Here is a 23,959-nt window from a genome sequence, read left to right on the forward strand (position 1 = left end):
CGGCGATCAAGCGGGCGATGGCAGCTACAGCGCTTCCGCCGCAAGGCTGATGAGCGGTTCGTGCAACAAACCGGCGTCTGCCGCCAGAGGCAATTCAGCGCACCCTCGCTCATTGGCCCGCATCACCAGGCTGACCGTCGCCGCGACCGAAGTCTCCAGCGCGGAGCGGGCATCAGCGCCGCCCAAGCGGGCCGCGACGAAGGCCGCTGTCAATACATCGCCGGTTCCTTTCGGCGATTGTTCGCAGCGCTCATGGGTGACGATCCAAGCCTCGTCGCCCTCGACATACATCACGCCGATAAGGCCATGACGCGGCAAGGAGGAGACCAGTACCGGACGTTCCAGCGCCCGGGCGGCGCGCAGCATCGAAGCGAGATCGGTCAGGGCGCGGCCGGTCAGATGGCCGAGCTCGAAAGCATTGGGCGCCACCAGATCGGCGCGCGGCAGCAAGTGGTCCCGGATTGCGTTCGCGACGTCCGGCCCGACATACAGCCCACCCGGTGCATCGCCCATCACGGGGTCGATCACGATCCAGGGACGCGGTGGGTTGGACTGCGTGGCCTCGCCGGCCGGCGCGCCTTTGCGGACACGATCAACCGCAGCAGCCGCCGCAAACACCTGAGCGGCACTTGCAAAATACCCCGTCAGCACCAGATCAGTGCGGTCGAGGGCGCCATGCGCTTCGATCCCGTCAACCATGGACTGGATGATCTCGTGCCCGACCGCAGCCCCGCCCGGATCGCCCAAGCCTGGTTGGCGGCCATACAGCACAGTGGGAACGAGCATGGTCGCAATGCCGGACGCGTTGAGCACAAGCCCGCTCACGCCCCCACCAACGGTGGACGCTGCAACATGGCTAGAAATCAACAGCGCCAATGGCATGGGAAATATGCTACATCCCTTTCCCCGTCCTTCGAAAGCCCCTCATGAAGCGCCTGATTCGTTCCGCCCTGTTTGTCCCGGCCAATAATCCGCGCGCGATCGAAAAAGCGGTCCAGCTGGGCGCCGACATGCTGGTGCTCGACCTGGAAGACGCGGTCGGGCCTGACGACAAAGAGGCCGTGCGCGCGCTGGTGCCCGAGATCCTGGAGCGCTGGAAATCCTCCGGTGCCCTGCGCGCCGTGCGGGTCAATGCAGGCGATACCGTCTGGGGTGCCGTCGATCTGCGCGCCGCGAGCCAAGCCGAAGCGGTTGTCCTGCCCAAGGTCGATCAGGTCGGTGATCTGCATGCCGCGCGCTCGATTCTAAATGCTTATGGATCATCAGTGCCACTATGGGCGATGATCGAGACGCCGCGCGGCGTGCTCAATGTCGCGGCCATCGCCGGCGCGACCGGTACAGGGCTGGGTGGTTTGATGGCCGGGGTCAATGATCTCGCCCGTTTGCTGCGCTGTGCCCCCGATCATGACCGCACCGCCATGCTGCCGCACCTGGCGCAAATTCTCTGCGCCGCCCGCGCCAATGGGCTGTATGCGCTCGACGGCGTCTATAATGCGTTTCGCAATCATGACGGTTTTCGCCGTGAGGCGCGCCAGGGCCGCACGCTCGGCTTTGACGGCAAGACGCTGATCCATCCCGATCAGGTCGAGCCGGCGCATCTTTGTTTTCAGCCCACTTCGGAGGAGCTGGAGCGCGCGGCGCAAATCGTCGCGGCCTTCACCGACCCGGCCAATGCCGCCAAGGGCGTGATCAATCTCGATGGTGATATGGTCGAGCGGCTGCATCTCGAAGCGGCGCGGGCCCTGTTGTCAGCCGGCAGCGGCAACGACCCCTGATGGCACAGGAAACGTAACCAATAACAGGTTTGGACTTTTACAAATGGGGCCGAAACGGCTTTCATTGGCGGAACTGAGGAATTCTACATGACTGATTCGACCACCATCTGGCACAATCCGCGGTGCTCAAAATCCCGCCAGACCCTGGCCTTGCTGGAAGCACGCGGCGGTGCGCTGACCATTCGCAATTACATGGAAGACAAGCCAAGCGTGGCCGAGCTGAAAGACGTGATGAAAAAACTCGGCTTCACTTCGGCGCATGAATGGCTGCGCAAGAATGAACCCGATTATCGCGAGCTCAGCCTCAAGGCTATCGAAGACGAGGCCGCGATCATCAAGGCGATGTCGACCCACCCCAAGCTGATCGAACGCCCGGTCGTGATCCACGGCAAGCGCGCCATGATCGGCCGTCCACCGGAACAGGTTCTGGAACTTTTCTAGGTGCCCGTGCGCCGGCCGGCCATGGGTCACGTCGGCGCACGCCCCGGATTCCCGATAATTTATGCGTTGCAGCCGCGAGCGACGCTGACCACTACATGCGCTCCACCGCCGCGACACGCATCGGAGCGAAAATGCGCATTGCCGTCGTCGATGATGATCCGATTGAGCTGATCTTGCTGCGCGACCTGTCTGCCGATTTCGACAGCACACTTGAGTTCGAGGGTCACACCACAGTGCGTTCATTGCTCGAATCCGGCCCGCAGCAATATGATCTGCTCTTCCTGGATCGCCGAATTCCGCCACATCGCGAATATTACGAAACTCTGCCAATGCTGGAATCGGCCGGATATGACGGCCGCGTCGTCATGATGACGGCGCATGATTCAGGCGTGGAGAATGGCGATTACCGTTTCGAGCTTGTCGGCCCGGTCAACAAAATCGACCTGCTTCAGCCCGACACTTTGAAGGCGCTCATCCACCACGCGTGAAGCCGGTCGCTGTGCCTATACAGGCATCTTCAGCAAGCTGCGGATCACGTCACCAAGCTGGCGCGCCTCGTCGGCCCGGGCCGAGCCCCGGCGCCAGGCAATCCCGATCTCGCGCCCGACTATGGGTGGATCGAACGGCCGCACCGCCAAGTCCAACTGATCCACCAGGCCAGCCTCAACCGCCATGCGGGGCAGGAGGGTTGCGCCCAAGCCGGCTTTGACCATCTGGACCAGCGTATGCAGGCTGGTGGCGGAAAAATCAGTGCGCACCCGGCCGGCGGAACAGGCCGCCAGCGCGTGATCGCGCAGGCAATGGCCGTCCTCAAGCAGCAGCAGCGGTTCGTCGATCAGGTCGGCGGATTTCAGGTTCGCGTGTTGCGCCAGCGGATGTGACGGCTCGCAGCAGAACAGGAATTCATCGGAACCCAGAACATGCGTCTCGATCATCGCGGCTTCAAATGGCAGTGCCACCAGAGCGGCGTCGAGACGGCGCTCAAGCAGGGCATCATAGAGCCGGTGCGTCAGATCCTCGCGCAGATAAAGCTCAAGCTTGGGAAATTTGCGCCGCACGGTCGGCAGGACGCGCGGCAAGAGGAAGGGCGCGATCGTCGGGATAACACCGAGCTTGAGTGGGCCACAGAGCGGCTCGCCAGCGCCTTGGGCGGCAACGACCAGATCTTCGGCCTCGGTCATCACCCGCCGGGCCCGGCTCAGCGCGGCTTCGCCCGCCGGTGTCAGCGTGGCACCGCGTGCGCCGCGCTCCACCAGGACGACGCCCAGGATCGCCTCCAGCTCCTTGATCGCCGCACTCAGCGTCGGTTGGGTGACGAAGACGGATTCGGCGGCGCGCGAGAAACTGCCATGCTCGGCGAGGGCCAGCAGGAATTGAAGTTGGCGCAAAGTCGGTAGCTGGGTCATCTATCGAAAATACCTATGGATCGGCAAAATATAATCCATTGGGTTTATTGCAGCGTCAAGGGCATAGGTGGCTGGACAAAAGGCGCCGGCGATATCGGCCGGCTCAATCAAGTGGAGAGTGACATGTTGGGTATTGGCGAAAAACTGCCGGATTTTGAGATTGTTGGCGTGAAGCCGGGTTTCAATGCGCATGAGGAAAACGGCGTATCCGCCTTCGAGAAAATTACCCAGGAGAGCTTTGCCGGCAAGTGGAAGGTTATCTTCTTCTACCCCAAGGATTTCACCTTCGTCTGCCCGACCGAGATCGCAGCCTTTGCCAAGCTCAATGGCGAATTCGAAGATCGTGACACCGTGGTGATGGGTGGCTCGTCCGATAATGAGTTCTGCAAGCTGGCCTGGCGCCGCGAGCATCCTGATCTGGACAAGCTGCCGATGTGGCAGTTCGCCGATTCGACCGGTTCCTTGATCGATTCCCTCGGCATTCGCACCGATGACGGCGTCGCTTATCGCGCCACCTTTGTGGTTGATCCCGACAATGTCATCCAGCACGTCTACGTCACCAATCTCAATGTCGGCCGCAATCCGGAAGACACGCTGCGGGTGGTTGATGCGCTGCAGACCGACGAGCTTTGCCCGTGCAACCGTCCGGTGGGCGGCGAAACCCTCTAGTCTGAAATCCGGGCAGCGCGTCCCACCCCCCGGGACGCTGCCTGCGCGACCCCGAGATCGTTCGTATCCCCCACGGCGGTCTCGGGGTTTTTTCAGACCTACACCTTGCAATTAAGACTTAATAGCATCGGAGATCGTGATGAACCTCGAAGACCTCAAGAACGCTTTGCCCGATTACGCCAAGGATTTGAAACTCAACCTCTCTTCCCTGGCGCGCGAAACCGATCTCGACGATCAGAAGAAATGGGGCGCCTTCCTCGCGACCGCCTATGCCATAGGCGAGCCGACAACCTTGCGCGCCATCCGCACCGAAGCCGAACTCAGGATGGATCCGGCGGCCCTCACCGCTGCCAAGGCTGCGGCTGCGATCATGGGAATGAATAATGTGTATTACCGCTTCGTCCACCTGTCGAAGAACAAGGAATACGGCGCCTTGCCGGCCCGTTTGCGGATGAATCTGCTCGCCAATCCCGGCGTCGAGAAGGTCGATTTCGAATTATGGTCGTTGGCGGTCTCCGCGGTGAATGGTTGCGGTCTGTGCATCGACAGCCATGAGACCGAACTGCGCCAGCACGGCCTGACCAGCGCCCAGATCCAGAGCGCTGTTCGCATCGCGGCGACGGTTAACGCGGTCGCGCATGTCCTCGCTGCGGAGAGTGTTGTTTAGGCATTTTTAAGACAATCGCCACATTTGGGCATCCCCGTGATGCTTACAAAAACGACTGGTTTCAGGCATCTTTTGTGAGTTTTCCACAGGGCTTGTAAATTACAATAAGCTCCGTATAATGAGCTTATGTCCATGATTGACCATTCTTTCGACCATCTGCCCAAGCGTACCAATGCCGAGAGCCATGCGCTCCGGGGCGGTCGGACATGGTTTTCCAACCGGACAATATCGCGTGCGCGGCATTTTGCCGACTTGCCGTGGAGCCATCTCTTGCTCCCACTGGGCATTTCGGTAGCCCTGGTGGCCAGCGGCCAATTGCTGCTGAGCGGTGATCTGGCAGGCTTGGCCAATTTGCTGGGCGGCGCCGGGTTGGTTTATTCCGTTCACCGCATCCTGTCGAAATTGACCCTCGGCTTCGAACGCGACTGATCGCCGTGCGCGCCGCCTCTGACGCTCTCCATCTCTGACAATTGACCGGCCCGCTGCAGGCATTAGTGTGTGGGCAAGGTAAATTCGATGCGGCCACCGGCCTGCGTCACGGGGGATAAATTCATGGGTTGGTGGTTCTCAATCAAACTCTGGCAGCGCGTTCTGATCGCTCTGGTCGCAGGCGTCGCCTTCGGCCTGACGACATCGCAGATCATGGGCCAGGACGCGGCGACCGCCTGGATATCCACCTGGGTATATCCCATCGGCACTGCCTTTATCAGACTGATCCAGATGCTGATCGTGCCGCTGATCTTCACCACGCTGGTTTCCGGCGTGATTGCGATGGGCAAGCCGTCCAAACTGGGCACGCTGGGCTTGAAGACGATTGCCCTCTATCTCGTCACCACCCTGTTCGCCAATATCATCGGTTTGACGTTCGGGACGATTTTCCGGCCTGGCGTCGGCGCTGATCTTGGCGATGTCGTCGCCGTGCCGGTCTCGACCGACGCGCCCTCGATCATCGATCGCCTGCTGGACGTGATCCCGACCAATCCGATCGCCGCGCTTGCGGATGGGGATGTGCTGGCGATCATCTTCTTCTCGGTCTTCGTTGGCGTCGCCATTCTGGCGACCGGCAAGGCCGGCAAGCCCGTGGGTGAGCTGTTCAATTCTGCCGCCGAAGTCGTGCTGAAGATCACCCATTATGTGATGGAAGTGGCGCCCTATGGCGTCTTCGCCCTGATCGCCTACACCTCCGCCAGCCAGGGGCTGGAATCACTGCAATCCGTGTTGATCCTGATTGTCGCCGTCTATCTCGGCCTGATCACCCACGCGCTGGTTACCTATGGTTTCCTGATCCGCGTGATCCTCAACTTGCCGCTAAACCGCTTCTTCCGCGGCTTGACCGACCCGATCGCGGTCGCCTTCTCAACCGCCTCGTCTTCGGCAACCCTACCTGTGACGATTGCCGCGGCAGAAGACAATTTGGGCATCAGGAAATCTGTCGCCGGTTCGGTGCTGCCGCTCGGTGCCACCATTAATATGGACGGCACCGCGCTCTATCTCGGCATTCTGGCGCTGTTTACCGCCCAGGCCTTTGGCTATGATCTCACCTTCATGAATTACGTGATGATCGCGGTGACCGCCGCCGTCGTCTCGATCGGTGCCGCCGGCATCCCTTCCGCCTCGCTCTTCCTGCTCGCCATCGTGCTGCAGACTTTTGACGTCTCGCCGGAGCACATCGCCATCATCGTCGGCTTCATCCTGCCGGTTGATCGCATCATGGACATGGCGCGCACGGCGGTGAACGTCACCGGCGATGCCGCCGTGGCGACGGCGGTTGCCAAATGGGAGGGCGAGCTTGACGAGGACGTCTTCCGGGCCCCCTCCAAGGTCTGATTGCGCAGCCAAGGAGCCCGTAGCCTCAACGATTGAGTATAGAAATAAATCCACCCAAAAGGTCGAGTTTTCAATTGCGTTCCGAAGAACAATATTAAAATCGACTTGCATATATTATGAACGACGGAAAATCCGAAAGCATTTGTTCAGCATTTCAGCCTTCAATCCTCCAGCAATTTAAGGGCGCTGAGGGATTAAACTATGTTTTCAAGATTAAGCATTGTGGTAAAATTCGGCCTGATCGGCCTGATCGGCTGCGCGCTACTGGGCGCGGTGCTTGGCACGACGAGCGTGCTGCGGAGTCAGACCGCCGCGCAGTTGGCGGTAGAGGACCGATTGACCACCATTGCCAATGCGCGCGCGCAGGGTTTGCAAACCTATCTTGAATCCATTGCCGGTGATCTCGACGTCATTGCCACGAACCCCAACACACTCAGTGCATTGAGGGATTTTCGCGAAGGTTGGCAGGAATTGGGACCGAATGCCGGCAATCAGCTGCGCCAAGCCTATATCGAAGACAACCCCAACCCAGCCGGTGCCAAGGAGAATCTGGATTTTGCTCCCGACGGCACCGCCTACAGCCAATCGCATGCCGCCTATCATCCCTGGTTCCGGCAATTCCTGCGCGAACGCGGCTATTACGATATCTTCCTGCTCGATGCCGACGGGAACATGGTCTATTCCGTGTTCAAGGAACTCGATTACGCCACCAACCTGACAAACGGCACCTATCGCAGCACTGACCTGGGTCGCGCTTTCCGCGATGCCTTGAGTCTCGATGCAGGCGAGTCTGCCTTTTATGATTTTGCCCCTTACGCACCCAGCCAAGACGCCCCGGCCAGCTTCCTCTCCACGCCGATCCGCAATGCAGCCGGCCGCATCGAGGGCGTGATTGTTTTCCAGATGCCGATTGATCGACTCAATTCGGTCATGGGTTCGCTCAACGGCTTGGAACAGACTGGCGAAGCCTATGCCGTCGGTGCAGACGGGCTGATGCGCACCGATGCGCGCTTCTCCACTGAATCCACCATTTTGCAAGCCCATGTCGGCGAGGATCTGGTCGAACAGGTATTCGCCAATCGGCACGGCATCACAGAAGTCGTTGACCATCGCGGCGAGGATGTCTTCGGCGCCTATAGTTTGGTCAGCTTCCACGGAACCGAATGGGGGGTCATCATCACGGAAACCCGCGATGAAGCCCTCGCAGTGGCGCGTAGCCAAGGCGTGATATTGGCGGTCATCTCTGTCTTGATGACGCTATTTGTCGGAGGTGCGGGATTCTTCGTGGCCATGCGCACATCCCAGCCAATCGGAAACATCACCAAGGCAACGCAAGCTATTGCCAATGGCGAGCTTACGCTCGTGGTGCCGCATCAGACGATGCAGGATGAAATCGGCAAGCTCGCGCGAAGCGTTGAAATTTTCCGTGAGAACGCCATCGAAAAACTCGAACTCGAGAAGCAACAGGCAGAAGCCCAAACCCGCATCGCTGAGGAAGGTCGGCAAGCGCGCCTCACGCTCGCACAGCAATTTGAAGACGCCGTTGGTTCCATCGTCACCACAGTGTCCGATACGGCGACGGAATTATCGCAGGCCGCTGAGGCCCTGTCAGCGAACTCCGAGCAAACCAACAGCCGGTCGGTTACGGTTGCAAGCGCTGCCGAACAGGCCACCGCAAGCGTTCAGACTGTCGCGACCGCCGCTGAAGAAATGTCGGCTTCGGTGAGCGAGATTGGACGCCAGGCGGCCACATCCTCGACCAAATCAATCACCGCTGAGGGTGAGGCCTCTGATACAGTTGCGAAAGTGCAGCAATTGTCTGACGCGGCCCAGCGCATTGGCGATGTGGTTACCTTGATCCAGGCCATCGCCGAGCAGACCAATCTTCTCGCGCTCAACGCCACCATCGAGGCCGCTCGGGCCGGGGAAGCCGGCAAGGGCTTCGCCATCGTCGCTCAAGAAGTCAAACAGCTCGCCTCCCAGACTGCCGGTGCGACGACTGAGATCGCCGAACAGGTGCAAGCCATCCAGGGCGCGACCAGCCTCTCCGCCGAGGCCATTACCTCGGTTGCAGCGACGATTGCCGAGCTCAGCGAAATCTCGACCTCGATTGCCAGTGCCGTCGAGGAACAGTCTGCGGCGACGCGTGAAATCGCCGTCGGTGCCCAGGAAGCCGCCAAGGGCACCCAGGAGGTCTCCGCCAATATCGGCGGCGTCAACCAGGCCGCCTCGGAATCCAGCGCCGCTTCGCAACAGGTCCTCGCCTCGGCGCGTGACCTGTCGCAGCAGGCCGAATCGCTGCGCGCGGAAGTCAACCGCTTCCTCGATGGTGTTCGCGCCGCTTAATCCCACGCGAGATCGGGAAACCAATATGTTCAAACTAAAACTCTTCGCGGCCGGCGCCCTGTGCTTGGCCGGACTTCAGACGGCTTCGGCACAGGAGGTCAGCGGCAACATCACCCTTGCCACCGACTATGTGTTCCGCGGCGTCAGCCAGACCGATCACGGTACGGCGATCCAGGGCGGCTTCGATGTGGGCTCCGACTCTGTTTATGCTGGCGCCTGGGGCACGAATGTGGATTTCGGTGACGGTACCAATACCGAGCTCGATTTCTATGCCGGCTACACACCATCGGCAGGTGGATTCGACTTCGATTTCGGCGGCATTCTCTATGCCTATCCCGGCTCGCCCGATACGGCTGGCGAGCAGGATTTCCTTGAGGCTTTCGCCGGCATCTCCCGTGGCTATGGGAGTTTCGACTGGGACGCCAAACTGTCTTGGTCGCCGGATTTCTACCTTGAATCCGGACCCGCTTGGTACGCCGAGTTTGGCGCGTCATATCAGCTCGCCGAGAATTTCGCCGTCGATGCGCATCTCGGACTGAGCCGGTTCGATGATCTGCCCGGTGACGATTATGAGGATTATCAAATCGGGGCGTCGACCACGCAGTTCGGCGTTGACTGGGATTTGCGTTGGTATGATTCCCAACTTGATGAAGGCTTTGTCCTTTCGGTCTCACAATCATTCGGCGGTTGAGCGAGGCTCAATCAATCACGTGATTCAATTGAGCGGACCCCGCCAGATGGCGGGGTCCGCTTTTTTGCGAACTGCCCTGTCGTGCCTGTTATAGGTTCGGTTTTCCCTGAAATCGACAGTCTACCCACCAAGCCGGGTTTGGGCTGTGAACGTGTCTGCGATCACGCCTCCACGACCCGGCTTGCCATATGAAACAACGCGCGAGGCGAGCTGAAATATGGCGATAGGTCCAATTTGAACCTTTATGGGGACAAGTTTTAAGCCAATTTGAGGTCAATATCATTCATTAACGGACTCAGGCTCGAATACATCGAGCAAGGCAGTCGCGGAGCGGGACATGACCAGAGCAGGACGATATAGCGGATCACTGATCAAATCGGCCATGCTGTGGCTGACGATCAGTGTCATGCTGGCGTCCGTCTATGGTGCCGTACTTGCGGTCAATCATGATCACCGTCCGCGCGTCCTGTTTGCTACGAGTGAACCGGCACCGGTCATCACCGCGAGCAATGATTTCTCCGTCGCAAACGCCGACCGCTAGAGGCCTTGGCCTGCGGTCTGCTTGACTTAGCGCCCGCCCGCGCGTAAACGCCGCCATTCATCACGCAAGCCTTACCGCTTGTCTTACCTGCACAACCGCCCCGGCTTCCGGGATACGGGGGAGGCAGGCGAGATCCCCGCCCGGCGAAGTTTTCGCTCAGCGGGGTCGCGACGCTTTGCGCTTACGGCGCGGAAATGACGGATACGGGCAGGAACAGGACTATATGTTCGACACGCTGACAGACAGGCTTGGCAGTATATTCGACACCCTCACCGGGCGCGGCGCGCTGTCGGAGAAGGATGTCGACGCGGCCCTGCGCGAAATTCGCGTTGCCCTGCTGGAAGCCGATGTCGCATTGCCGGTCGTCAAGTCCGTTATCAAGCAGATCCGCGAACGCGCCATTGGCGAGGATGTCATCCGCGCCGTCGCGCCGGGCCAGCAAGTCGTCAAGATCGTCCATGATGCACTGGTCGAGCTGCTCGGCGGTGATGGCGCCCCGGAAGGCCTCTATCTCGAGGGCGAGCCGCCGATTGCCATCCTGATGGCCGGTCTGCAGGGCTCGGGTAAAACCACCACGGCGGCCAAACTCGCCAAACGCATCACTGAACAGCACAAGAAGAAAGTCCTGCTCGCCTCGCTCGATACGCGCCGTCCGGCCGCGATGGAGCAATTGCAGCAGCTCGCGACCCAGATTGATGTCGCCTTCCTGCCGATCGTCGCGGGCCAGAAAGCCGTCGACATCGCCAAGCGCGCCATGAGCGCCGGCCGGCTGCAAGGCTTTGACGTCGTCATACTCGACACCGCCGGCCGCACCTCGATCGACGAAGAAATGATGGGCGAGGTCAAGGCGATTTCTGATATCGCCCGCCCGCACGAAACCCTGCTGGTCGCCGATGCGCTGACCGGTCAGGACGCCGTGCTCACCGCGCAGAAATTCCATGAACGCCTGCCACTGACCGGCCTGGTCCTGACCCGCATGGACGGCGACGGACGTGGCGGCGCGGCACTGTCGATGCGCCATGTCACCGGTCTGCCGATCAAATTCCTCGGCGTTTCTGAAAAGCCCGACGGGCTCGATGCCTTCGATGCCCGCCGCGTTGCCGGCCGCATTCTCGGGCGCGGCGATATCGTCTCGCTGGTCGAAAAAGCCAGCCAGGATATCGACCAGGAAAAAGCCGAGCGCATGGCCAAGAAGATGGCCAAGGGCAAGTTCGACCTTGACGATCTGCGTGAGCAATTCAGCCAGCTCAAGAAAATGGGCGGGCTCGGCTCGATCATGGGCATGCTGCCGGGCATGAACAAGGCTGCCAAGGCCCAGGCTGCGGCCTCCGGCATGGACGACAAGATGCTGACCCGTCAGGAAGCCATCATCCTGTCGATGACCAAGCAAGAGCGCGCCAAGCCGGAAATTCTCAAAGCCAGCCGCAAAAAGCGCATCGCCGCCGGTTCCGGTGTCGATGTCGCGGACGTCAACAAGCTGATCAAGATGCACCGGCAAATGGCCGACATGATGAAAAAGGCCTCCAAGGGCGGTCGCGGCGGTCTGGCCGGCATGATGGGTGGAATGGGTGGCGGCGGCATGCCACGTGGCATGGGTGCGCAGCAGCAGCCCTCGCTCGGCCAGATCCCCAAGGACTTTCCCGGCCTTGGATCGTCCAAACCTGATGCACCGTCAGGCCTGCCCGGTCTCGGTGGCGCCCCGCTCGGACCCGATGGCCTGCCCATCGGCTTCCCGAAGAAATGATCCGCACAGCGCTCATACTCGCCCTCGCCTTGGCGGGGGGTGCGTCAGCGCAGACTGACCGGGCTGACCAGACGGGCCACGCTGTTCCGCAGGTCAGTCCGGTGCCGGACTATCCATTTGTGGGCGCTCGATATGGGATGACGGCGATTTGCCGGGCGTCTCACAATGTCAGCGCCGATGGCCGAGCGGTTGATATCTGCGTTACCTGCGCGATCGGCGGCTTCTTCGAACCGCCGCGGAGCGCCGTCAGTCGCGCCACCCGGAAATTCACTGAGGCCACAGAAGAGGCCTTGGAGCAATGGCGTTACGGTGAAGAATATTGGGGTTATCGCGGCGTCCAAACCCAGTTCGAATTCGCGCTGTCAGAGGCCTCCCTTAGTCGCCTTCCCCGTGCACCGGTCATGGGCGAATGCCCGGGCTCCGATGGCGCGCCGACCGGAGCCCCGCAGGAATGATCGCGCTCGCACTCATCCTCACCTTGGCGGCGAATGTGCTGACGACAACGCAGGTCGACTCTCAGTCGTCGAACGAAGTGATCCTACGGGTCGCACCGATCTACCCGCCGCTTGCTCAGGCGCTCAGCATGAACGCGCTTTGCCTCGCCGAGTTTGAAATTGGGTCGGGCGGAGTCCCCGTTGACCTGTGCGTGCGTTGCTCGACCAGTGTCCCAGGGACGCCATCAAGCTACGCGCTCGATCTCGCCGCGCGCCAGTTCGTTCAGGCCGCCGAGGTATCGCTTATTCAATGGCGCTATCCCGAACAATATGTCGGCGTACACAAGAGTGATATCCGCCTCCAATTTCTGATGGTGGGCAATACAGACGATGACCTCCCTGACCCACCGGCCATGGGCGAATGCCTTGGCCCCCAGATTTCCTGAATCCCAAACTTTAAACCCGAAGGACCAATGTAATGTCTCTTAAAATCCGACTGACCCGTGGTGGTACCAAGAAGCGCCCTTATTACCGTATCGTCGTTGCTGACGCCCGCGCTCCGCGCGATGGCCGTTTCATCGACAAGATCGGTTCCTATAATCCAATGCTGCCGAAAGACGCCCAGCGCGTCGTGCTCGATCTGGAAAAGGCCAAGGCCTGGATCGCCAAGGGTGCCCAGCCAACCGATCGCGTTGGCCGTTTCATTCATGATGCCGATGCCAGCGCCTGGGCCTGGAAAGCCGGCTCCAACCTGAAAAAGGGTGAGCCGGGCCAGAAAGCCAAGGAACTCGCGACCGAAAAGGCCGACAAGGAAGAAGCCCGCAAGACTGCGATCGCTGAAGCCAAGGCTGCTGCCAAGGCCGCCAAGGAAGCCCCAGTCGTCGAAGAGGCTCCTGTTGAAGAAGCCCCTGCCGCTGAAGCTGAGGCTCCTGCTGCCGAGGCCGCTCCCGCCGAGGAAGCCGCTGAAGAAGCCAAATCCGAATAGGCCTCGCGCCTCTTCGCATTGCAGAACGTCCTTCAATCCCCGCCTGGCCCTGTGCCGGGCGGGGATTCGGGCGTCTTGAAAGACCGACATCATGACCACCCAACCCGCCGCCGACCTCGTCTTCGTCGCCGCCATCGCGGCGGCGCATGGCGTTCGTGGCGAGTGCAAGGTCAAGAGCTTTACCGGTGATCCGGCAGCGGCCTTCAGCTATGGCCCCTTCCTCGACGCCGCCGGCAAGGAAATCCTGCGCGCCAAGCGCTGGCGCCCGATCAAGGATGGCTGGGTCGTCGCGTTCGACCAGGAATTGAGCCGCGAAGATGCAGCGGCGCTGCGCGGCACCCAACTTTTCGTTCCACGCTCCGCCCTGCCACAGCTGGACGATGAGGAATATTACCATTCCGACCTGATCGGCCTCACCGTCCAGGGCCTCGATGGCTCACCCATGGGCAAACTCAAGGGCGTGCATGATTTCGGCTCCGGCGATCTGCTGGAAATCACCGGCACGCCCGAGCGCGGCGACTGGTTCCTCCCCTTCACCCGCGATTTCGTCCCCCACATCTCCCTGACAGACCGCTTGATCACGATTGATCCACCAGAAGACGTCGGCTCGAAGGATGAGGAAGCGGGCGGCGAGGGCTGAGGGCGGCCGCTTTTTCTCCAAGACTTACAATACACTATTCCCCCGGACCTGTTCCGGGGCCTGCCGGAGCCAGCTTGAGCCAGCACCACTACCGGGTGGCAGACCCCGGAAGTCGCTGCGCTCCTCCGGGGAAAATGGTGTGCTTGGTGTTGGGGTGGAGCGCAATCGTCGACTTATCCGCCACGTCTCACAATTTCCCCACGTCATCCTGACGCAAGTCAGGACCTCGACGTGACAAGTGCGGAGCCCGGTCTATCGAGGTCCCGACGTTCGTCGGGATGACGAAAAATGAGTGACCTTATCCCCACCCCCTCAACCTGCGCGCATAATCCACCCGTTCCGGTCGCACGGGAGGCACGAGCTCAGTCAGTCGCGGCGGTCGGGAGCGTGCAGCCTGTCCGGGCAGAGGGGTGACATCCCGAGCGCTGGCAGGGCGTCCATTAAGGTCTGACGGCACTAAACGACCGACCTGAGTACCTTTCTGGATTGGAACCGGGGTGGAGACAGCCCGAGAAAACTGCACGTGCGGGACGTCACGAATGTCACGCTACTTACATTACCGGTTACCGGCATTCGCCGGCGTCCCGCACCCTCCTATCCCTCCAGCCGGAAACGGCGTGGAGATTTTGGTGCACACCGCCGCCCCGGCAGACAGGAGGCCGAGATGAGAAAGAACCACCCCAAACAACCCACCACCCTCAAATACAATGATGACCCGCTGATGGGCGCCTACCAGGCCGCCGCCCTCGACATGTTGTTCGAGGGCATGCTCGCAGCCTCAAAGGCGAGCGAGCCGGACCGGATGATGGCCTTTGCCGACAAACTGTTGCGCCATGTGCCCGAGCGCCGGATCGGCCATGCCTGGATCGACAGCATGACCATGCTCTCCCACGACAAGCCGATCCGCTACCGCGCCATCAAGAAGCGCGTCCGCGAATTGTCCGCCTGGCACGGGTTTGTTGATGCGGAACTCGAGACGGGGTGAGCTGGTGCCGTAAAAAGGGACAGGTATGATTAACGCGCCGCCATCTAGCTTCGCCAGGAAAGCCGCCACGGCGCGTGCGCGTCAATCATACCTGTCCCTTTTTACCCCCGTCCAAGCTGACCACCCCTCCCCATGAGCCCCCATCCCTGCTACACCCCCGCGCGATGACCGAAACGACACCGCCCATTCCCTGGACCGCGACGGCCCTGACGCTCTTCCCCGAGGCCTTCCCTGGCGTGCTTGGGGTGTCGCTGATCGGGGGTGCTGCGAATCGTGGACTTTGGGCACTTGAAGCTGTGGACATCCGGGAGTTTTCCCGTCATAAGCACCGCTCCGTTGACGATACTCCGTCTGGCGGGGGTGCTGGTATGGTGCTCCGGCCTGATGTGGCGGCAGCGGCGATCGATGCGGTACAGTCTCGCTGGAGTGGCGAGAAACGGCCGTTGATCTATTTGACTCCCCGGGGACGGCCTCTTTCTCAAGCGCGAGTGAGGGAATGGGCGGCTGGTCCCGGTATTGCCGTGTTCTGCGGACGCTTCGAAGGCCTCGATCAAAGGGTCATTGAAAGCCGCGACATGGAAGAGGTCAGTGTCGGCGATGCCGTGCTGGCCGGGGGCGAAGTCGCCGCTCAGCTTCTCATTGAAGCCTGCGTGCGATTGCTACCCGGCGTGCTGGGTGACCCGGCCTCGGCCGAAGATGAGAGTTTCGAGGGCGACCTCCTTGAATATCCTCACTATACGCGACCGCGCGTTTGGGAGGACAGAGAGACACCTGAAGTGCTGCTCTCGGGGCATCATGGCCGGATCGAGGCCTGGCGCCGCGAGATGGCAGAAGAGATAACGAAGAAGCGCCGACCGGACCTTTGGTCCCGGTTCCTGGGGCGCAAGGAGAATGCGCGATGAACACGATCCAGCAGATCGAACAAGAAGAAGCGACCCGCGTCCTCGGCGACAAGGTCCTGCCTGATTTCGCCGCTGGCGATACGCTGCGCGTTTACGTGCGCATCAAGGAAGGCGAACGCGAACGCGTCCAGGCCTATGAAGGCGTCTGCATCGCGCGCAATGGCGGCGGCCTCAATGAGAGCTACACCGTCCGCAAGATCTCCTTCGGTGAAGGCGTCGAACGCGTCTTCCCAATGTATTCGCCAAACGTCGAAAAGATCGAAATTGTCCGCAAGGGCAAGGTTCGCCGCGCCAAGCTGTATTATCTGCGTGATCGTCGCGGCAAGTCGGCCCGGATCACCGAGCGCACCACCGGTCGCGGCATCGTCAAGCGCGAGCCAAAGAAGAAGGGCTAAGGCCTCTCTTCCTTACCGAATTGAAAACGCCCGCTGTTCAACCAGCGGGCGTTTTTTTACGCCTTGTTAGGGAATTTGGCCGGTTTTGCGTCCCGAGTCCGAATTTGCGGGTGTATCGACAAACGCTTGCGGCCAAGGGAGCATATCAGGACTCAAAGCGGCCGTTCAGCCGTCTGAGTCCTCAATTTTGTGCATGTCATCATCGGACAGGCCGAAATGATGCCCGATTTCATGCACCAGAACATGGCTGACCAGTTCGCCCAGCGTCACCGTCTCGCGCTCGGCCCATTCATCGAGAATCGGACGTCGGAACAGGAAGACCCGCGAGGCCTCGGGCGACGGGTCGAGACTCGATTGTTGGGTCAGATCGACGCCCATATAGAGACCGCTCAACTCGAACGGCTCCTCCAGCCCAACCGCCTCAAGCATGTCGGCATCGGCGAAATCAGCGACGAAGAGTTCGACATGACCGCACAGGACCCGATAGGCCTCGGGCAGGCCTTCCCAGGCACTGGTCGCAAGGGCTTCAAAATCCGACAGTGTCGGCGGTGTCAGATTGGCGTGAGCATTCATGGCGATATCCGGTTTTGCTAACAGGCATCTAGCCGGTCCGGGCGCAGAAGGCACGCCGCAATAGCAAGCGCCCTGCTCGCCGCCGACTTGTCACGCGAACAAAAACCGAACAAACTGCCCGCATGGACCTTTCAGACGTTGCTTCCGACCGCAATCCGCAAATCGATGATGCCCAGGCGCTGATGCGCGGTGCAGCCCGTCTGCTCTGGCAGATGGGCTATAGCGCGATCCCGGAATTCTCCCTGCCCGACGGCCGCCGCGCCGATCTCGCCGCGATTGGCCGCAAGGGCGAGATCACCATTATCGAAGTCAAATCCGGGATTGCCGATTTTCGCGCCGACCATAAATGGACCGACTACACCGGCTATTGCGAACGGATCTATTTCGCCGTCTCGCGGCGCTTCCCCCACGAGGTCATCCCCGAGCATGCCGGACTGATCGTCGCCGACGGCTTTGGCGGTGCCATTGTGCGTGAAAGCCCTCAACTCACCCTGGCACCCGCCCGGCGCAAGGCCCTGACCCTGCGCTTTGCCCGCGCCGCCGCCGACCGGTTGATGCGCGTCGGCGAAGGCGCGCAATCGCCTTATATTTCAAGTCCGGACAGTGCCTGACGCAATGCCGGCATCAAGCCTCCGGTTTGACCCGCCAGGGGGGATCGATCCGGTTGACGCCGGCATGATAGAGCTTGATCAAATGCCCGTCCGGGTCGCGCAGATTGGCCTCGCGCCACAGCCAGCCCATATCGGCCGGATCCGTCTCGAAATCGAAACCCTCGGCCTTCAACGCCGCGACCTCATCATCGAGCGCATCGCATTCCAGATAGATCACCGCGCCCGGCACGACGGGGTCAGCGGTCACATGCAGCGAGAATGTCGTATCGCCCTCGGGTGCCAAAAAGCGGGTGTAATGCGGGGAATCGACCAGAAGGCGAAAGCCGAGCCTTTGGTAGAATTCCTTCGATCGCTCGATATCACTGACCGGAATCGTCAGCTGGTTCAGACGCATCGCTCGCTCCCATATGATCCGCAATTTCATCAAGCGGCCGCAACAGACGATCAAGGCTCAGATCACTCAGCAGATAGGCCCAGCCGGCCGTACGGGCATTGATCTCGGCCGCCTTTTCAGCGCCGCCATCGGTGAGTGCCGTCGCCGTCACAGTGGTCCAGCGGGTATCGCCCAGCGCCAGAATATCCAGAGTCAGCCGCAAGCCCGAGAAAGTTTCCTCGACATGGCGCCCGGCCGGTTCGCCGTGCAGCCGGTCGGCGAGGCGGACATCGCGAAACCGGATCCGTACCAGCGCCGCCGCCGGACCATTGCCGGCCCCGGCCGTGATCGGCCGCCATCCACCCGGCTCGCGCAGCGAGAAATTGCGCGCCGTCTGACCCGGCCGCTCCAGCACATAGGCCGGACCGCGCTCCGGTGTGATCGTGGTCCGGGCGATGTCAGACGGGTCGAGCGCGATGAAATCAAGATTGAGCCAGTTATCAGCCAGCGAGATCGCCGGAATCGTCGCTGCTTCACCGGTCAACTCAGCCGCATAGGTGCGGGGACGGTCGGGGAAACGCAGATAGACCCGGTCATTGCGGGCCGCGCCGATGATGATCTCGGTCAGCACATTGCCATCGCCATCGCGCAGCGTCAGCCGCGTGCCGGCACCGGGCTGGCCGGGATCGGCCAATTCCAGGCGGGCATGCTTGGCCGGATCAGCGGTGCGGGCACCGGCATAGCTCAGCCCACCGAGAAAGGCGTCAAGCTCGGCCAAACGCTCCGGGATCACCGGATGATCGTCGCGGCTGGGCATCGTCCAGCCATTTTCGCCGCGCACCAGCGTGAAATGATCCTCGGGCCCGGCAATTTCGATCTCGCGGGCATCGGCCACAGTCTGTGTCCAGCCCGGCAGAACCGGTCCGCTGACCTCGGGCTGCCAATTGCGTTGGGCCTGCAAGACCAGCGTTGCTGCGGCACCGGCCAGCAGCGCAGCTGCGATGCCGCCAGCGATCAGCAATTGACCGAGGCGTTGGCGATCCATCGGCCGGCTCATGAGGCGCTCCTGCGGCGGCGGAACAGCGCGCCCAATATCCCGATCAGGATGACCAGGGCGGGTGGCACACCGATGGTCCAGAATTGTAGCGAGGCATTGAGGCCGTCGATATCATGACGAAATTCGCGCTCGACCTCGCGCAAATGCGCCCGGGTCGTCAGGATTTGCTGGCGCAGGGCAACCGCCTCGTCACGGCCGGCGCGGGCACCCGGATCGGCCAGGCTGGAAGCCTGCCCTGAGCCGAGCAATTGTTGCAGCCGCGTCTCGGCTTCGTCGATCTCGGCCTCGAGCCGGTCCTGAATCTCGACATAGCGTGTCTCGGCCTCGGCCCGCAGGCTATCGACCCGCGTCATCGGCCGCACTGAAGGTGAACGCGAGCGCAGCCCGATCAGGGCCGGGTCACCGGCCGCCATATCGACCAGATTCATCGCCAGCGTGAGGTTGTCGGCGACGATTGTATCACCCGCTGCCGGGTCACTACGCAGATAGAAAGTGTCATCAATCCAGTCGACATCGGCGATCACCGTCAAATCCAGCGGCGTCTCGGAACGGGTGAGATGATCGGCGGGGCTGAAGACGATATCTCCGGCGGGCGGGCCATCAGGAAAGGCCGTACCGGCCTCGCCGCGCAGCCGGGCGCCCAGCACCAGGGCGTGGTGCGCGGGCTCGTAATCGCGTAGCAAATCATCCGGGCCTGGTGCCCCGGCAGCGATATCGGCGTCGATCTCGGCCCCGTCCGGACTGGTGCTCATCAGCACCGTCACATCGAGACCGCTGTCGGGCAGGAAATCGAGCACACCGGGCGAGCCCAAATTGATATTGCGGTCCAGCGTCGCGGTCGCCAGATCATCAACATTGATCTGGGCCCGGCCGATGGAAAACCATAGCGGATAAGCGCGGCGGCGGGCGCGACCATCGGTATCCATGATCTCGACGGGCAGGCCGAGCGTGCGATCCATCGCCACGGCCTCGCTGTCCCAATCGATACCCCAATTGGCCAACAAAGGTGACAGGCCCGAGGCGCGATGGGCATCAACCGGTGGCAGGCCGTCGAGACCGGCGCGCAGCGCCATATGCGCCATCGGATCGACGAAGACGAGGACACGCCCGCGCCGCAGCGCAAACTGGTCGATCAGATAGAGCTGGCCCTCGCTGAGCCGGCCCGGATGGATAATCAACAGGGCGGCCGCATCAGGGATCGCGTCGAAATCGGAGCCGAGCCATTGCAGATCATAGGCGGCATTAAGGTCGCTGACGAAGCGGTTGGGGGGGGCACCATCGGAGGGGTCGAGCGGCAGGCCGGCCAAAACCGCCAAACGTGGGCGTTCGGGCCGGTCGACATCGGAGATCAGCCGCGTCAGGTCATATTCCAGCCGCGCCTCATCGGCCTGGTCGAACAGGTCAATCACCGCCTGGTCATCGACCGAATTGCGCGCCACCAGTCCAAAGAATATCCGCTCGCCGGTATCCGTCGGCAGTGATTGCAGACCAGCCGCCAGCGCCTCGTCCTCGGCTCGCGAGAAAGGCGCTGGATCGATCTCGACCAGTCGGATACGGCCACCGGATTGCTTCTCATAGGTCCGCAGGAGTTCACGTACCCGCGTGGCATAGCTGCGCACGGCCGGATATTGCGCCGCTTCGGCGCGCGAATGATAGAAGCGCCATTCGATTGGCTCGTTGAGACGGTCAATGACTGCCAGCGTGCCGGGCGAAAGCCGGTAGAGCCCGTTCTGGGTCAAATCAATCCGCACGCCAGCGAGAAGCTGGGTCGAGAGGAAGGTGCCGGCGAGGAAAATCAGGGCGATACTGACCAGCATCAACGGCAGATAGAGCGCTTTTTTCATCGTCCACCCCCGCGCTGTTCGGCGATCATCACACCGGCGGCGCCAAGCGCGGCGAGGATCAGACCGAGGAAGTAGACCAGATCAGCCACCGCGATCACGCCATTGCGCAAGGCGTCATAATGCTCGAGCGCGCTGAGCCCGGCGATAAATTCCGACAGGGCGGCGGGTGCATTCTCGCCCAGCACGGACAGCACCAGCGGCAGGCCGGCCATTGTCAGCAGGAAGCAGGCTCCGGCGCCGAGCACGAAAGCGACGACCTGGTTGGCCGTCGTTGCCGACAGCGCTTGGCCGATGGCGAGATAACTACCCGCCAGCAGCAGCGCGCCGACATAGGCTGTGGCGATGGCGGCATTGTCAGGCTCGCCGAGATAATTGACGGCAATCCACATCGGCATGGTCAGCACGATCGCGGCTGCGGCCACGGTCCAAGCGGCAAGGAATTTCCCGCCGGTCGAGGCCCAGAGCGGGATGGGCAGCGACATCAGAAATTCCAGCGTGCCTCGATCCTTTTCCTCGGCCCAGGCACGCATCGCCAAAGCCGGCATCAGGATCACCAGCAGCCAGGGCAGGTAATCAAACAACGGCGCCAGATCGGCCCGATTGGTGTCGAAGAAGCGGCCGATATGAAAGGCGAAGGCCGGCGCCGCGAAGGCGAAGACCGCCAGGAACACATAGGCCAACGGCGTCTGGAAATAGGCCGTCAGTTCGCGGCGATAAACGGCGACCAGAGAACCCATCATGCCGCATCCCCGACCGGACAGCCGCCGGTCGTCAACAACCGGAAGGCGGTTTCGATACTGCCGTCGGGCGTCAGCTTTTCCAGCGCGTGAGGTGAGCCGTCGAACAGCAGGCGGCCCTGCGCGATAATGATGGCGCGGCTGCACACGGCGGGGACTTCATCGAGAATGTGAGTGGAGATGATGATCGCCTTTTCCGGGGCCATTTCACGGATCAGGGCCCGAACCCCATCCTTCTGATTGGGGTCGAGCCCGTCGGTCGGTTCATCGAGAATCAGCACGGCCGGATCATGGGCAATCGCCGCTGCCAGCGCAGCGCGGCGCTTATAGCCCTTGGACAGGGTGCCGATCGGCTGTGATGCGGCGGCACCGAGCCGGGCACGTTCAAGCGCCAATTCGGTCGCCCGCTTCAGCGCATCGCCGGAAAAGCCGCGAACCTGCAGACCGAAGGCAACAAAGGCGCGCGGTGTCATCGCCGGATAGGCCGGCGCACCCTCGGGCAGATAGCCCAAGCGCGACTGGGCTTCGATCCGGTCCTGGACGCAATCATGACCCGCAATTCGGGCAGAACCGGAATCGGGTTCGAGGCAGCCGGCCAGCATGCGCATGGTGGTGGACTTGCCAGCCCCGTTGGGCCCGAGAAAGCCGAGCACCTCGCCGCGCTCAAGGCGGAAACTGACATCCTCGACGGCCCGCAGACCTCCGAATTCCTTCACCAAATGGTCGGCAACCAGCATGGGTAGCGCTCACGAATTGCAGGCCCTAGCGTTAGCGCGGTGCAGCGCACTTGGCCAGCGCGAAGACTGAACGCAAAATTGCAAAATGTAGGAAAAGTGTCGACCGGCGCGCGGCTCGTGATCCGGGGGGCTGGGGGGGCTGTTTAAAACCAAGACCCTGAGCTTTAATGCGGCCGATCGACAGCCAGAGCGTGGCTGGGCCATGAGGCGCGATCAGGTCGAAAATGTGGCGACTTTGCGGCGTAGCGTGAAATGTTTGTAAGCTGTTGCCGGCGACTCAAATGGGATTCAACCGGGAGGAGAAATTCAGTGGCAACAGGGCTCCAAACCAGCCGGCGCGCACCTGCCTTCATCATGTGGGACCGGCGCGAACTGGCAGAAATTCTCAATGTCTATGGCCGGTTCGTCGCGATGGGCGAATGGAAGGACTATGCCATTGACGGGCTGTCAGACCAGGCAGTGTTCTCAATCTTCCGGCGCGCCAGCGAAGTGCCGATGTTCGCGATCATCAAAACCCCAGCCGATGCCCAGCGCCAGGGTTCGTACAAGGTCGTGGCCGTTGATGGCCATGTGCTCAAGCGCGGCCATGAATTGGCGCAGGTGCTGCGCGTATTCGACAAGAAACGCTTTTCGGTCGTGTCCTGAGCCCCCAAACCCCGACCTTCGGGCCAAGAAAAACCCCCGAAGCCAGGCTCCGGGGGTTGGTATTCAAAGCGGGTTCTTCCCGATCAATTGCGCCAAATCAGTTGCGATTGCCCATGAAGCGCAACATGAAGAGGAACATGTTGATGAAGTTGAGGTAGAGCGAAAGCGCTCCGTGAACCTTCATCTTCGATGCCAGCTCTGGTGAGCCGCCATATTCGTAATAGCTGATTTTCAGACGCTGGGTGTCGTAGGCTGTCAGGCCGGCAAAGATCAGCACGCCAACCGCCGAGATCACGAATTCCATCGCGCTCGAAGCCAGGAAAATATTGACGACCGATGCCAGGATCAGACCAAACAGGCCCATGATCAGGAAGGAGCCCATCCCGGTCAGATTGCGCTTGGTCGTGTAGCCATAGAGGCTGAGCGCGCCGAATGCCGCCGCCGTCACGAAGAAGGTATTGGCAATCGAGCCGGCCGTGTAAACGGCGATAATCGATGACAGCGAAATGCCCATCACTCCGGCGAAAATGTAGAACAGCGTCCGGGCCATGCCGGAGCTGAGCTTGTTGAGCCGGAAGGAGATCCACATCACCAAGCCGAGCGGGGCGAGCATGACGACCCATTTCAGCGGTGTGTTGAAAACGGTGGCACCAAGCTCTGTCACGCCGAAGCTTTCCGTGCCAATTCCGACAAAGAAGAGTTGCGCCGACAGGATGGCTGCGCCTGCTGTCACCAACAGGCCGATCACCATCAGATTATAGATGCCGAGCATATAGCTGCGCAGGCCAGCATCGACGGACATGTCCATCGATGGGGCGCCGACATGGGTGCGTGAAAAATCGTTCATGGTTCCAGTCTCTCATTCTTCGATCCGCCCGGTCAGGCGGTTTGTACCCAATATTGGCTTACCGTGCGGCGATTGCAAGACGGGACG

The 23,959-nt window shown here is 61.3% G+C and carries 29 protein-coding genes; 20 read left to right on the top strand and 9 right to left on the bottom strand.

The window, feature by feature from the left end; all coding sequences use genetic code 11:
• Window positions 1-24: 24 nt before the first annotated feature.
• A complete protein-coding gene (locus tag AAC029_RS08070; RefSeq protein ID WP_339746138.1) occupies window positions 25-825 on the bottom strand; it encodes a PfkB family carbohydrate kinase in 801 nt (266 codons plus the stop codon).
• A gap of 101 nt (window positions 826-926) precedes the next feature.
• Between AAC029_RS08070 and AAC029_RS08075 the strand changes: the two genes are divergently transcribed.
• The 3 genes from AAC029_RS08075 (at window position 927) to AAC029_RS08085 (ending at window position 2,704) form a co-directional block, all read left to right on the top strand.
• Window positions 927-1,775 (top strand): CoA ester lyase, encoded by an 849-nt coding sequence (locus AAC029_RS08075; RefSeq protein ID WP_339746140.1) that lies wholly within the window; start codon window positions 927-929, stop codon window positions 1,773-1,775.
• 87 nt (window positions 1,776-1,862) lie between these two features.
• Window positions 1,863-2,216 carry an arsenate reductase (glutaredoxin) gene (gene arsC / locus AAC029_RS08080; protein ID WP_339746142.1) on the top strand — a complete coding sequence of 118 codons (354 nt, stop codon included), beginning with the start codon at window positions 1,863-1,865 and terminating at the stop codon, window positions 2,214-2,216.
• Between the two features lie 95 nt (window positions 2,217-2,311).
• Window positions 2,312-2,704: a hypothetical protein gene (locus AAC029_RS08085; RefSeq protein WP_339746145.1), complete on the top strand. Its 393-nt coding sequence runs from the start codon at window positions 2,312-2,314 to the stop codon at window positions 2,702-2,704.
• A gap of 15 nt (window positions 2,705-2,719) precedes the next feature.
• Here the strand turns inward: AAC029_RS08085 and AAC029_RS08090 are convergent, their stop codons facing one another.
• Window positions 2,720-3,622: a hydrogen peroxide-inducible genes activator gene (locus AAC029_RS08090; RefSeq protein WP_339746147.1), complete on the bottom strand. Its 903-nt coding sequence runs from the start codon at window positions 3,620-3,622 to the stop codon at window positions 2,720-2,722.
• A gap of 123 nt (window positions 3,623-3,745) precedes the next feature.
• On the opposite strand from AAC029_RS08090, the gene AAC029_RS08095 reads away from it, so the two are divergent.
• The 15 genes from AAC029_RS08095 (at window position 3,746) to rplS (ending at window position 16,448) form a co-directional block, all read left to right on the top strand.
• Entirely contained in the window at window positions 3,746-4,291 is a 546-nt protein-coding gene (locus tag AAC029_RS08095; RefSeq protein WP_339746149.1) for a peroxiredoxin, read from the top strand.
• 139 nt (window positions 4,292-4,430) lie between these two features.
• The gene (locus AAC029_RS08100; protein WP_339746151.1) at window positions 4,431-4,958 is read left to right on the top strand and encodes a carboxymuconolactone decarboxylase family protein; all 528 of its coding nucleotides are present in this window, start codon (window positions 4,431-4,433) and stop codon (window positions 4,956-4,958) included.
• Window positions 4,959-5,090: 132 nt separating this feature from the next.
• Window positions 5,091-5,387, top strand: a complete 297-nt coding sequence (locus tag AAC029_RS08105; protein ID WP_339746153.1) for a hypothetical protein — start codon at window positions 5,091-5,093, stop codon at window positions 5,385-5,387.
• Between the two features lie 123 nt (window positions 5,388-5,510).
• A complete protein-coding gene (locus AAC029_RS08110) occupies window positions 5,511-6,785 on the top strand; it encodes a dicarboxylate/amino acid:cation symporter (protein ID WP_339746155.1) in 1,275 nt (424 codons plus the stop codon).
• A gap of 201 nt (window positions 6,786-6,986) precedes the next feature.
• Window positions 6,987-9,131: a methyl-accepting chemotaxis protein gene (locus AAC029_RS08115; protein WP_339746157.1), complete on the top strand. Its 2,145-nt coding sequence runs from the start codon at window positions 6,987-6,989 to the stop codon at window positions 9,129-9,131.
• A 25-nt stretch (window positions 9,132-9,156) separates the two neighbouring features.
• Entirely contained in the window at window positions 9,157-9,822 is a 666-nt protein-coding gene (locus AAC029_RS08120) for a TorF family putative porin (protein ID WP_339746159.1), read from the top strand.
• 337 nt (window positions 9,823-10,159) lie between these two features.
• Window positions 10,160-10,363, top strand: coding sequence for a hypothetical protein (locus AAC029_RS08125; protein ID WP_339746161.1), 204 nt, complete (start codon window positions 10,160-10,162; stop codon window positions 10,361-10,363).
• 223 nt (window positions 10,364-10,586) lie between these two features.
• Window positions 10,587-12,107, top strand: a complete 1,521-nt coding sequence (ffh, locus tag AAC029_RS08130) for a signal recognition particle protein (RefSeq protein WP_339746163.1) — start codon at window positions 10,587-10,589, stop codon at window positions 12,105-12,107.
• Window positions 12,104-12,562, top strand: coding sequence for a hypothetical protein (locus AAC029_RS08135; RefSeq protein WP_339746166.1), 459 nt, complete (start codon window positions 12,104-12,106; stop codon window positions 12,560-12,562). The genes ffh and AAC029_RS08135 overlap by 4 nt, the downstream gene beginning before the upstream one ends.
• On the top strand, window positions 12,559-12,987 hold the full coding sequence (locus tag AAC029_RS08140; protein WP_339746168.1) for a hypothetical protein: 429 nt from the start codon (window positions 12,559-12,561) through the stop codon (window positions 12,985-12,987). The genes AAC029_RS08135 and AAC029_RS08140 overlap by 4 nt, the downstream gene beginning before the upstream one ends.
• 32 nt (window positions 12,988-13,019) lie before the next feature.
• Window positions 13,020-13,526 (top strand): 30S ribosomal protein S16, encoded by a 507-nt coding sequence (gene rpsP, locus AAC029_RS08145; RefSeq protein ID WP_339746170.1) that lies wholly within the window; start codon window positions 13,020-13,022, stop codon window positions 13,524-13,526.
• A 91-nt stretch (window positions 13,527-13,617) separates the two neighbouring features.
• Window positions 13,618-14,166 carry a ribosome maturation factor RimM gene (gene rimM, locus AAC029_RS08150; protein WP_339746173.1) on the top strand — a complete coding sequence of 183 codons (549 nt, stop codon included), beginning with the start codon at window positions 13,618-13,620 and terminating at the stop codon, window positions 14,164-14,166.
• Between the two features lie 664 nt (window positions 14,167-14,830).
• Window positions 14,831-15,151 carry a hypothetical protein gene (locus tag AAC029_RS08155; RefSeq protein ID WP_339746176.1) on the top strand — a complete coding sequence of 107 codons (321 nt, stop codon included), beginning with the start codon at window positions 14,831-14,833 and terminating at the stop codon, window positions 15,149-15,151.
• A 164-nt stretch (window positions 15,152-15,315) separates the two neighbouring features.
• Window positions 15,316-16,053: a tRNA (guanosine(37)-N1)-methyltransferase TrmD gene (gene trmD / locus AAC029_RS08160; RefSeq protein WP_339746178.1), complete on the top strand. Its 738-nt coding sequence runs from the start codon at window positions 15,316-15,318 to the stop codon at window positions 16,051-16,053.
• Window positions 16,050-16,448 carry a 50S ribosomal protein L19 gene (rplS, locus tag AAC029_RS08165; RefSeq protein WP_339746180.1) on the top strand — a complete coding sequence of 133 codons (399 nt, stop codon included), beginning with the start codon at window positions 16,050-16,052 and terminating at the stop codon, window positions 16,446-16,448. Before trmD ends, rplS begins: the two co-directional genes overlap by 4 nt.
• Window positions 16,449-16,613: 165 nt before the next feature.
• Here rplS and AAC029_RS08170 read toward each other — a convergent pair whose 3' ends face one another.
• Window positions 16,614-17,021: a metallopeptidase family protein gene (locus AAC029_RS08170; RefSeq protein WP_339746182.1), complete on the bottom strand. Its 408-nt coding sequence runs from the start codon at window positions 17,019-17,021 to the stop codon at window positions 16,614-16,616.
• A gap of 122 nt (window positions 17,022-17,143) precedes the next feature.
• On the opposite strand from AAC029_RS08170, the gene AAC029_RS08175 reads away from it, so the two are divergent.
• A complete protein-coding gene (locus tag AAC029_RS08175) occupies window positions 17,144-17,632 on the top strand; it encodes an MmcB family DNA repair protein (RefSeq protein WP_339746184.1) in 489 nt (162 codons plus the stop codon).
• Window positions 17,633-17,645: 13 nt separating this feature from the next.
• Here the strand turns inward: AAC029_RS08175 and AAC029_RS08180 are convergent, their stop codons facing one another.
• From AAC029_RS08180 to AAC029_RS08200, 5 genes are read right to left on the bottom strand one after another with little or no spacing between them, the layout of a single operon-like run.
• On the bottom strand, window positions 17,646-18,026 hold the full coding sequence (locus AAC029_RS08180; protein ID WP_339746186.1) for a VOC family protein: 381 nt from the start codon (window positions 18,024-18,026) through the stop codon (window positions 17,646-17,648).
• The gene (locus AAC029_RS08185) at window positions 17,992-19,062 is read right to left on the bottom strand and encodes a DUF4340 domain-containing protein (protein WP_339746188.1); all 1,071 of its coding nucleotides are present in this window, start codon (window positions 19,060-19,062) and stop codon (window positions 17,992-17,994) included. The genes AAC029_RS08180 and AAC029_RS08185 overlap by 35 nt, the downstream gene beginning before the upstream one ends.
• Window positions 19,059-20,906: a Gldg family protein gene (locus AAC029_RS08190; protein ID WP_339746190.1), complete on the bottom strand. Its 1,848-nt coding sequence runs from the start codon at window positions 20,904-20,906 to the stop codon at window positions 19,059-19,061. Before AAC029_RS08190 ends, AAC029_RS08185 begins: the two co-directional genes overlap by 4 nt.
• Window positions 20,903-21,646 (bottom strand): ABC transporter permease, encoded by a 744-nt coding sequence (locus tag AAC029_RS08195; RefSeq protein WP_339746192.1) that lies wholly within the window; start codon window positions 21,644-21,646, stop codon window positions 20,903-20,905. Before AAC029_RS08195 ends, AAC029_RS08190 begins: the two co-directional genes overlap by 4 nt.
• Window positions 21,643-22,380, bottom strand: a complete 738-nt coding sequence (locus tag AAC029_RS08200) for an ABC transporter ATP-binding protein (protein WP_339746194.1) — start codon at window positions 22,378-22,380, stop codon at window positions 21,643-21,645. The genes AAC029_RS08195 and AAC029_RS08200 overlap by 4 nt, the downstream gene beginning before the upstream one ends.
• 309 nt (window positions 22,381-22,689) lie before the next feature.
• Here AAC029_RS08200 and AAC029_RS08205 point away from each other — a divergent pair, with 309 nt between their 5' ends.
• On the top strand, window positions 22,690-23,025 hold the full coding sequence (locus AAC029_RS08205; protein ID WP_339746196.1) for a DUF2794 domain-containing protein: 336 nt from the start codon (window positions 22,690-22,692) through the stop codon (window positions 23,023-23,025).
• A 97-nt stretch (window positions 23,026-23,122) separates the two neighbouring features.
• On the opposite strand, the gene AAC029_RS08210 is transcribed toward AAC029_RS08205, so the two are convergent.
• Window positions 23,123-23,872 carry a Bax inhibitor-1/YccA family protein gene (locus AAC029_RS08210; RefSeq protein ID WP_339746198.1) on the bottom strand — a complete coding sequence of 250 codons (750 nt, stop codon included), beginning with the start codon at window positions 23,870-23,872 and terminating at the stop codon, window positions 23,123-23,125.
• Window positions 23,873-23,959: the final 87 nt, after the last annotated feature.

This window comes from uncultured Maricaulis sp., assembly GCF_963975345.1.
In the GTDB taxonomy this organism is placed as follows: Bacteria; Pseudomonadota; Alphaproteobacteria; order Caulobacterales; family Maricaulaceae; genus Maricaulis.